This window comes from Microbulbifer agarilyticus S89 (genome assembly GCF_000220505.1).
Lineage (GTDB): Bacteria > Pseudomonadota > Gammaproteobacteria > Pseudomonadales > Cellvibrionaceae > Microbulbifer > Microbulbifer agarilyticus_B.
The window spans coordinates 26,592-35,567 of the sequence record NZ_AFPJ01000021.1 but is presented as its reverse complement, the minus strand read 5'-3'; the positions used below and the strand labels follow the sequence as shown (position 1 = coordinate 35,567).

Below are 8,976 nucleotides of genomic sequence, written 5' to 3'. Positions count from 1 at the left end.
CCTGGCGGACACCACCCTGTTCCTGGCCCACGTCAACAACGTGAATCGTATTTTTGGTGAAGACAGCCCACTTGGCGACCACACCAATGACACTTACCTGCTGAACGCAAAATATGCCGGGCTTTCCGCAGGTACCCTGAGTGGCTACGCCTACCTGATCGATAATGAAGATGCCACCCACTTCTCTACCGACACCTACGGTGTGCGCTTTGCCGGTGGCCAGGGTGGCCTGAAATATGCGCTGGAATACGCCATGCAGTCCTCCGCAGCGGATAACCCGGCCGACTATGACGCAGACTATCTACTGGCAGAAGGCAGCTACAAAGTAGGATCTGTGAACATCTCTGGTGGCTACGAAGTACTCGGGGCCGATGGTGCCGACGGCCAGTTCATCACCCCGCTGGCCACTCTGCACAAGTTCCAGGGCTGGAATGACAAGCTACTCGGCGGTGGTACCGGCAACATTGCCGGCGGTGTTGAAGACGTTTACCTGTCCGTAGGCACCAGCCTGGGTGGTGTGAAACTGGCGTTCAACTACCACCAGCTTAGCTCCAATGACAGCGGCGTATCCGGCATGGACAAGCTCGGTAGCGAAGCCGGCTTCCTGGTTGCAGGCAAGCTAGCCGGTGTAAACCTGAGCATGAAGTACAGCAACTACACTGCTGACGACTTCAGCGTAGACACTGACAAACTGTGGCTGACTGCCGCCACTAAATTCTAAGCAAGTCTTTCAGGCAGCTCCGCACGCTCAACATGGATGCGGAGCCCGCCTTTGATTTGACTATTGGGTTCATACCCACACGTTGAGCACTTACCCGGCCGCAAGGCCGGGGTTTTTCTCCCCATCAAACCTACGCTTCAGGAAGGTGACTATGAAATTCGCTTTATCCCTGATCCTGCTCGTGATTTTCAGTGGTGCCGAACTCGCGGCAAGTGCCGACCCCGAGTACGCGACGTCAATGCCAGGATTCAACATGGGCGATGCCATCAATATCGCCGGCAGACAGCGCATGCTTTCGCAGCGCATCACCCAAACCTATATCCTGCAGGGTATTCAGCCTTCCGTAGAAAAGCACCGGCAGGTATTCGAGCGCTCGATGTCAGAGTTTGAACGCAATCTAAACCAGCTGGCAAACTTTAAACCGGCAGCGCCGGTAATCAGCACGCTGCGGTTGGTACAGGAGGAATGGAAGGGTTTTGCGGAAATTGCGCGCGAGCCCGTGAGCAAGTTCAACGCGGCAGAACTGTTTCGACGCAGTAACACACTGCTACCCGCGGCACACACCTATGTGATGCGCCTGCAGGCCCTGGCCAACCACAGCAGCGCCGAACTGGTGAACGTATCAGGGCGCCAGCGCATGCTGTCCCAGCGTATCGCCAAGAATTATGTGGCCCAGCACTGGGGCGTGGCAGGTAGCGAAGGCACGCGCTTGCTGTACGAGGATCTCGCGGAGTTTGAGCAGATGCTGACCTTCTTGCTGGACAGCCCACTCAACACCACTGAGATTACCCGCAACCTGCTGAAGACCCAGGGGCACCTGAGTTACGCCAGCCGCGGATTCGATGGGGAGATGCAGATGTCCGAGTCACGCCAGATCCATGTGATTACCGGCACCACCGACATTATGCTGCGCAATATGAATGTGGTTACGGGCCAATACGCAGAACTGCTCAACGCAGTCGAAGTAGCAGCCCGCTAACCGAGACCGCGGACTACTTGGGGCTTGCCATATATTCAATCAGCGCCACGTAGTCCTCATCGGAGCAGCTAAAGCACAAGCCTGCTGGTGGCATGGCTTTGAAGCCATCCCGCGCATGGGCAACCAGTGTATCCATGCCTTTCGCCATACGCGGTTTCCAGGCCTCCACGTCGCCAGTCCGGGGCGCGCCTACCAGACCCCGCTCGTGGCAGCTGCCACAGGTCTGCTGGTACATTTCCACATATTTTTGCGAGACCTGGCCCGGTTTTGCCCTGGCTGCTGGCTGACTGGCTGTCTCGGTGCCTCCCGACTCGGCCATTTCCTCAGCCACGATTTCCTGACCAGCAGTCGGGGTTTCGGCTGTCGAGGGGTTACCAGCCGGTGCAGAAGTTTTTTCGCTACAGCCCAATGCAAACACACTGAATGCAATGACCGCTACAAGGCGAGAAAGTGAAGGGAAATTTGCGCTGGGCAGAGGATGATTCAACAAGAGGGACTCCCAATCATTATTATTTATCCCTCTTTTTTACTGGTTATCCACACACAGGGCAAGTAGTGTTTTGCGTTAGCCCCAGAGAACGCCACTCCAGGCTGGCAGCCTCGAACAACTGTAATTGGTTTAAGCTGGTGAGCGGCAACCCTACAATCGACTTTATTGTCTCCAACGCCTGAGCGCTGCCAACCATACCCAGCGCGGGCCCGATCACCCCAACCGATGCGCAGTTTTCGGCCTCAGGCAAGTCAGATGCCTCACTCGCCGGGGGAAACAAACAGGCATAACACGGCGAAGCTGATTGTTTAAAATCGAAACTGACCAGCTGCCCGGAGAAGCCCCGTACCGAAGCCATTACAACGACTGCTTTGTGTGCCCGGCACACGCGATTGATGGTGTGACGAATATTCAGGTTATCGGTACAGTCCAGCACCGCATCAAAGTTCTGCGCGGACAACAGCGCAGACAGCCAGGCTTCATCCGCCATACGACTGTGGGCGTGCACGCGAATCTCGGGATTGGCCGCGGTCAATTGCTGTGCGGCCACAATGGCCTTGTCCTTATCCCGGTGGTTGGTCTTGTACAGCACCTGGCGCTGGAGATTGGAGATATCCACCTGGTCGCCATCCACCAGATGCAATTCACCGATACCGGCCGCAGCCAGATACAGGGCTGCGGGGCTTCCCAGACCACCCAGCCCCACAATAAGCACACGTGCCGCACCCAGCTTTTCCTGACCGGCTTCACCGATCTGCGGCAACATGATCTGCCGGCTGTAACGCTGTAGTTGTTTACGACTCAACACAGGCTCAACTCCAGTCAACTGGATAATTTAATAACAGCGCGCATCAATGACAGCGCGCAGCTGAGTAACGGCGGCCTGATAATCCGGTGCCTGGGTAATTGCGCTCACCACAGCAATACTGCCGACCCCGCTCGCCACAACCTCCGGGGCACGCGCGACAGTGATCCCACCAATCGCCACCAGCGGATAATCTGGCAGAAGTGCCACCATGCGCGCAAGCTTTTTCGGCCCCTGCAGCTGCCCGCGCATATCTTTGGTCCCGGTCGCATAGATGGCCCCCATCGCCAGGTAACTGGGACGATACTGCCACGCGTACAGCATTTCAAAAAAGCCATGGGTGCTAATGCCCAGCTTCAACCCCGCACGCTGGATCGCCTGCAGATCGGCAGCCTGCAGGTCTTCCTGCCCCAGGTGCACACCATAGGCGCCGCACTCAATCGCTAGCTGCCAGTAATCATTAATAAACAGACGCAGATCAAATTCCCGGCCGATAGCTACCGCGCGTTCAATCTGCTCGCGCAGGTCATCGCCAGGATTCTTGATCCGCAACTGCAATGTCCGTACGCCCTCGCGGGCCAGTTTTTCAATCCACTCCACCGTTTCCACAACCGGATACAGTCCCAGACGAGCGGTATCGGGCTGCGCAAATTCAGCCGCATAATTTTCTGCTGCGGCTGCGTCAAAAGTTGCATAGTGTTTGGCTCGCTCGCTACCGGCGACGAGAATTTCCGGAAAATCCTGCAGTTCGCTCGGCCAGCCACAGTGCCCCACCGGCCCCGGCCCTTCGCCAATATGTGAACTCTGAGCCAGCCGCAGTCCTCGGCGCACATAGGCGTTTGCCACCACGCAAGCGTCCTTGAGTGGATACCCTTCCGCAAGCATTGCAGCGACGGCGGAGGAATAGGTGCAACCGGTGCCGTGGGTATCGTGGGTATCGATTCTCTTGCCGATTAACCAGTCGCTAGTGGTGCCGGCTTCACTGGGAACACATAACAGGTCTGCGGTGGTTCCCGGCTCGATATCGAAATGCCCACCGGTTACGGCGAGTGCAATTTCATTGGCCTCAGCGAGTTTTTTTGCGGTGATCAAGATATCACCGGCACTGTCTACCTCGGTCGACGCCAACGACTCCAGTTCCACACGGTTGGGAGTGAGCACATCACACAGGGGTAATAGCTCGCTCACCACCGCTGCACCAGTGCTGCCTTCGGTCATCGATGCACCACTGCTAGCAACTGCAACCGGATCGTACACCACAGGTACTTGGCAACCTTGGGCCCGCAACCCGCGCAAAAAGTCCGCCACAGTGTGAACTTGGACAGTATTGGCTAACAAACCAATTTTAATGGCTGACGGCGGCAGATCACTGAGCAGCGCATCCAACTGCGATTGCAGGGTCAACGCGGGCACAGGATTAATGACGGCTACGGTCAGCGTGTTTTGCGCGGTATTTGCAGTAATGGCACTGCAGCCGTGGGCACCAAGATCGTGGAACGTCAGCAGGTCGGCCTGAATACCGGCGCCGCCACCGGAATCACTGCCGGCAATCGTCCACACAACCGGGCGTGTTTGCATTGGCAATGACATTGGTATTGGCACAGCCTGGCTCATGCATTTTCTCCCGCGGTCACGGTTTGCTGCCAGAACGGCATATCCAGAGTCGGGGTGCTGGGGCTGGCGGTCTGGCGCTTGAGCATCAGCCCGGCGTTACGCGCGGCGCGTCCGGATTCAATGGCCAGTTTGAACGCCTGCGCCATCAGTACCGGGTTCTGGGCCTTGGCGATGGCGGTATTTAGCAGCACGGCATCGAAGCCCATTTCCATCGCCTCAACGGCCTGCGAAGGCGCGCCAATGCCCGCATCAATAATCAGCGGCGTATCCGGCAATCGTTCGCGCAGGGTCTGCAGATTGTATTTGTTCATCAAGCCGCGGCCAGTGCCAATGGGGGAACCCCAGGGCATCAGTACTTCACAGCCAACATCCAATAGTTTGCGACACACCACCAGATCGTCGGTGCAATATGGGAGCACTCTAAAGCCACGCTTGACCAGCTCGCGCGCCGCTTCGACCAAACCATAAGGGTCGGGCTGCAGATTGTAGTCATCACCGATGACCTCCAGTTTGAGCCAGTCAGTCGCGAAAATTTCACGGCTCATCTCGGCGAGGGCAATGACTTCTTTCGGGGTCTTGCAGCCGGCTGTATTCGGCAACAGCTGGCAGCCGGACTCCTGAATGTAGTCCCAGATCATCTTGCCCTGCTGCTGCTCCGGATTCTGGCGGCGCAGGGAAAGGGTAATAATTTCTGCGCCCGATGCGCTCACCGATTCGCGCATGACAGCAGGCGACGGATACAGTGCGGTACCTACCAACAGGCGACTTTCGAACTCTTTGCCGTACAGTTTGAGTTTGTCCGTCATGCTTAACCTCCCACCACTGGCGCAACGATATCCAGCTGGTCACCAGCGCTCAGGGTTGTTTCGTCATAGGTCGCGCGGGGAACAAAGTCACCATTAACCGCTACTGCAAAGGTTTCACCGGTGTAACCAAGCTGCTGCAACAGCGCGGCAACTGAAGCGCCGTCATTCAAATTTACATTCTCGCCATTGACCAGTAATTGCATCAGGTCACCTGTTCTGTTTCTTGGGTTAATTTGGACAACGCGTCTTCGACCTGCAGCGCCAGCGCCGGCGCCAGCAGATAGCCATGGCGAAAGAGGCCGTTCACGCGTATCAACCCGGGCGCACGTTCCATAACAGGAAGGTTGTCCATGGTGGCGGGCCGACAGTTCACACGGGTTTCAATCACCCGCGCTTCGGCAAACGCCGGGTGGATCGAGTACAGCGCACTGGAGAGCTCCATACTGGAGCGCAGCGAAATCGGGCTCATGTCCTCGCTCTCGATCTCGGTCGCGCCGATCACCGTTTGATTTTTCGCCCGGGGTACTGCATAAAGCTGGTAGCGCGGGTGCAGCAACCGCACTGGGCGCTGCAGCTGCACTTCCGCGGTTTCCACCACCATCACTTCACCGCGCACGCCGCGCAGGCCCTGGATAGCGTCTTTGGCACCGAGGCCACGGGCGTCAACCACCAGATCAAACGCTTCCCTACCGCGCGCCGTAAGCACTGCTTTCGGTACACATTCGACGGCAGTATGCTCGCGTAACCTTACCCCGTTTTGCATCACCGCCTGCAGCAATGCCGGAAGCAGCTTGCGGTTATCCACATCCGCTTCCGAGGCCAAAAACAGGCCCTGCTCGAAGCGATCCAGCTCCGGTTCCAGCGCACTCACGCCACGGTTATCGAGCCAACGCAACTGGTCGCCGCCTGCACCACCTAATTTGGCCGTCAGCTCCTGCTGAAACTGCAGCAATTCACTGCGGTCCTGCGGGTGCGCAATCAGTACACTACCGGACTGCCGGTAATCGACACGCACCCCCACTGCCTGCTCCAACTGCGCCACCCATTGCGGCCAGTACTGCAGGCTTTGCATACCAAGCTCATAGATGGGGAGCGGGCAGTGAAACAGCTCGGAGAGTGGCGAGATCATACCGGCCGCGGTGTGACACGCACCCGCGGGTTTATCCAGGCTACCGGCGTCAAACAGACTGACTTGATGGCCTTGCGTCGATAGCCGCCACGCCAGCAGGCGCCCCATCAAACCGGCGCCTGCAATTGCGATATTTAGCTCAGTGTGTGCCACAACTTCACTCCAAACCCTCAAGTTGGTGGATCAGCCCTTGTGGTAAATCTCAGCGCCCATATCCTTGAACTTGATGGACATCTCTTCCATGCCCTGCTCCGCTTCCTGCTTGGCTGCTTCTAGCTTTTTGGAATAGTCGCGCACGTCCTGGGTAATTTTCATGGAGCAGAATTTCGGTCCGCACATGGAACAGAAGTGGGCAATCTTGCCGGATTCCTTGGGCAGGGTTTCATCGTGGTAAGCACGCGCACGCTCCGGGTCGAGGCCCAGGTTGAACTGGTCTTCCCAGCGGAATTCAAAGCGGGCTTTGGACAACGCATCGTCACGCTTGTACGCGCGCGGGTGGCCCTTGGCCAGGTCCGCCGCATGCGCCGCAATCTTGTAGGCCATCAAGCCTTCTTTTACGTCTTCCTTGTTGGGCAGACCCAGGTGCTCTTTCGGTGTTACGTAGCACAGCATTGCGCAGCCCATGCTGCCAATCATCGCCGCACCGATACCGGAAGTAATGTGGTCGTAGCCCGGAGCAATATCGGTGGTCAAAGGGCCGAGGGTATAGAAAGGTGCACCGTGGCAGTGCTCCAGCTGCTCGTCCATGTTTTCCTTGATCTTGTGCATGGGCACGTGGCCCGGGCCTTCGATCATGGTCTGCACATCGTGCTTCCAGGCAATTTCGGTCAGCTCGCCCAGAGTGCGCAGTTCGCCGAACTGGGCTTCGTCGTTGGCGTCAGCAATACAGCCAGGGCGCAGGCCGTCACCCAGGGAGAAGCTCACGTCGTACGCTTTGAGGATTTCACAGATATCTTCGAAATGGGTGTAGAGGAAGTTCTCTTTGTGGTGCGCAAGACACCACTTGGCCATGATGGAACCACCGCGAGACACAATACCGGTAACGCGCTTGGCCGTCAGCGGCACATAGCGCAGCAATACGCCAGCGTGGATGGTGAAGTAATCCACACCCTGCTCCGCCTGTTCGATCAGGGTATCGCGGAACACTTCCCAGCTCAGGTCTTCGGCAATGCCGTCGACTTTTTCCAGCGCCTGGTAAATCGGCACGGTGCCGATAGGTACCGGGCTGTTGCGCAGGATCCACTCACGGGTTTCATGAATATTCTGACCGGTGGACAGATCCATCACGGTGTCACCACCCCACTTGATGGACCAGACCAGCTTCTCCACTTCTTCTTCAATAGAAGAAGTAATCGCAGAGTTACCAATGTTGGAATTCACCTTGGCGAGGAAGTTACGTCCGATAATCATCGGCTCCAGCTCGGTGTGGTTGATGTTCGCCGGGATAATCGCGCGACCTTCAGCCACTTCACGACGTACAAATTCGGGGGTAATCTGCGGTGGGATATAGATACCGTCGCGCGCTTTCTGATAATCCGCCTCGGTCAGCTGTTCAGCCAGCTCGGCGCGACCCATGTTTTCGCGGATCGCAATAAACTCCATTTCTGGGGTGATAATTCCCTGGCGCGCATAATGCATCTGGGTAACGTTCTTACCGGCTTTTGCCTTGCGCGGCGCCGGCAGGTTATCAAAACGGATGTGGTCGAGCCCCTGATCCGCCATACGCTTCTGGCTGTATGCCGCCTGGCGGGAATCCAGAACCTCGGTATCACCACGATTCGCCACCCACGCCTGACGCAGCTTTGGGAGACCTTCGCGAACATTCGGCTTGTAGTTGGGATCAGAATAAGGACCGGCAGTGTCATACACTTGCAGCGGCTCATTCGGCTCAAAAATAGGGTTGTCTTCGTCGCCGCCCACCAAGCTCTTGCCCAGACAGATTTCGCGCACACCCACTTTTACGCCTTCGTTTTCCCCTTGCAGGTAAACCTTGCGCGAGTTGGGAAACTGCTGTGCGGTGAGATTATCCAGAAACTGCTTCGCGCTTTCCTGCTGCTGTGCACGACTGCTTTTACTCGCGCTGTTCTGGGTTTTATTTTTTGGTTCGGCGACCTGAGACATACTGACCCCTTACGTCATTTCCTGACGCATGTTTCCATTAAATGGCATCCGTAAATGGAATGTCGGGGTGCAGATAAGATGAGAGCGTCGCGCACAAAAAACGATAAACACAGCGCACGACAAGTAGCGAATTCAGATCTTGTTCCCTACGCAGGGGTTACCCTGATCAGGTTCAACGGATCTCGCAACAGCGATCTCAGCCCAAAGGCACTCCGACAAGTTGGCGCTGAGTATAGGGGATGCGCCCCGGCTTGAACAGAAAGCGGAGCCATATTTGACGACTTTCCCGCCACCTTATACTGACCACATGA

At 56.9% G+C, this 8,976-nt stretch carries 8 protein-coding genes, 1 pseudogene and 1 riboswitch; of the genes and pseudogenes, 2 read left to right on the top strand and 7 right to left on the bottom strand.

All coding sequences use genetic code 11. The features are described from left to right. Together AS89_RS18760 and AS89_RS0106230 are read left to right on the top strand one after the other, a co-directional pair. A pseudogene (locus AS89_RS18760) lies at positions 1-721 on the top strand (alginate export family protein); the annotation flags it as partial. A 151-nt stretch (positions 722-872) separates the two neighbouring features. After that, positions 873-1,700 carry a type IV pili methyl-accepting chemotaxis transducer N-terminal domain-containing protein gene (locus AS89_RS0106230; RefSeq protein WP_010131596.1) on the top strand — a complete coding sequence of 276 codons (828 nt, stop codon included), beginning with the start codon at positions 873-875 and terminating at the stop codon, positions 1,698-1,700. 13 nt (positions 1,701-1,713) lie between these two features. Here AS89_RS0106230 and AS89_RS17055 read toward each other — a convergent pair whose 3' ends face one another. From AS89_RS17055 to thiC, 7 genes are all read right to left on the bottom strand, one after another. Beyond that, on the bottom strand, positions 1,714-2,019 hold the full coding sequence (locus AS89_RS17055) for a c-type cytochrome (RefSeq protein WP_050901653.1): 306 nt from the start codon (positions 2,017-2,019) through the stop codon (positions 1,714-1,716). Between the two features lie 214 nt (positions 2,020-2,233). Further along, positions 2,234-2,998 (bottom strand): HesA/MoeB/ThiF family protein, encoded by a 765-nt coding sequence (locus tag AS89_RS0106220; RefSeq protein WP_010131594.1) that lies wholly within the window; start codon positions 2,996-2,998, stop codon positions 2,234-2,236. Between the two features lie 27 nt (positions 2,999-3,025). Continuing rightward, on the bottom strand, positions 3,026-4,609 hold the full coding sequence (thiE, locus tag AS89_RS0106215; protein WP_010131593.1) for a thiamine phosphate synthase: 1,584 nt from the start codon (positions 4,607-4,609) through the stop codon (positions 3,026-3,028). After that, positions 4,606-5,415, bottom strand: a complete 810-nt coding sequence (locus tag AS89_RS0106210; RefSeq protein ID WP_010131592.1) for a thiazole synthase — start codon at positions 5,413-5,415, stop codon at positions 4,606-4,608. The genes thiE and AS89_RS0106210 overlap by 4 nt, the downstream gene beginning before the upstream one ends. A 2-nt stretch (positions 5,416-5,417) precedes the next feature. Next, positions 5,418-5,618 (bottom strand): sulfur carrier protein ThiS, encoded by a 201-nt coding sequence (gene thiS, locus AS89_RS0106205; protein ID WP_010131591.1) that lies wholly within the window; start codon positions 5,616-5,618, stop codon positions 5,418-5,420. Then, positions 5,618-6,697, bottom strand: a complete 1,080-nt coding sequence (gene thiO, locus AS89_RS0106200) for a glycine oxidase ThiO (protein ID WP_010131589.1) — start codon at positions 6,695-6,697, stop codon at positions 5,618-5,620. Before thiO ends, thiS begins: the two co-directional genes overlap by 1 nt. Before the next feature lie 30 nt (positions 6,698-6,727). Continuing rightward, positions 6,728-8,665, bottom strand: coding sequence for a phosphomethylpyrimidine synthase ThiC (gene thiC, locus AS89_RS0106195; RefSeq protein ID WP_010131588.1), 1,938 nt, complete (start codon positions 8,663-8,665; stop codon positions 6,728-6,730). 126 nt (positions 8,666-8,791) lie between these two features. After that, positions 8,792-8,890, bottom strand: a riboswitch (TPP riboswitch). Positions 8,891-8,976: the final 86 nt, after the last annotated feature.